Raw genomic sequence first — 753 nt, 5'->3', positions numbered from 1 at the left:
CCGCATCTTCGGTCACCGTGATGTCCGATGGCAGCGAACCGCTGTTGCTAGGCGGGTCGGCAACATTCGTAATGTCAACGTTGATTGTGCCAAGCCCCACCGGGGCCCCACCATCGTTGACGCTTACCGCAATTGTCTCCGCATCATCCCCTGAAACGTTGTTCGGGCCCGTATATTGGACATTCGATGACGTATCAAGAAATGCATTTAAGTTTGACGCCGAGCCTGAAAGTGTCAGGGTTCCGGTCCCACTTCCTCCGGCAGTCACGCCGCCGCTCGATGACGCTGCCAATACGCCGCCGCTGGCGGTCAGCGTAAGCGTCAACGAATCACCGTCAGGATCGGTCAGCGTCACGCCGCTTAAATCAACGTCGCTGGCCGCATCTTCGGTCACCGTGATGTCCGATGGCAACGTTCCAGTATTACTTGGCGGGTCGGCAACATTCGTAATGTCAACGTTGACTGAGCCAAGTCCCACCGGGGCCCCACCATCGTTGACGCTTACCGCAATGGTCTCCGCATTATCGCCCGACACATTGCTCGGCCCCGTGTACTGAATATTGGTCGGCGTATCAAGGAACGTGTTCAGGTCGCTCGGTGAACCGCTCAGTGTCAGGGTTCCCGTGCCGCTGCCTCCGGCAGTCACGCCGCCACCCGATGACGCAGCCAATGCGCCGCCGCTGGCGGTCAACGTTAACGTCAACGAATCACCATCAGGATCGGCAAGCGTCACGCCGCTTAAATCAACGTTGC

1 protein-coding gene is annotated in these 753 nt (G+C 58.6%); it reads right to left on the bottom strand.

The features are described 5' to 3' along the window. The coding region (locus FYC48_RS28015; protein WP_200836705.1) for a hypothetical protein at positions 1-753 on the bottom strand (753 nt) is incomplete at both ends.

It is taken from the genome of Roseiconus lacunae, from assembly GCF_008312935.1.
GTDB lineage: Bacteria > Planctomycetota > Planctomycetia > Pirellulales > Pirellulaceae > Stieleria > Stieleria lacunae.
The sequence above is the reverse complement of the archived record's forward strand: the minus strand, read 5'-3'. Positions and strand labels throughout refer to the sequence as shown.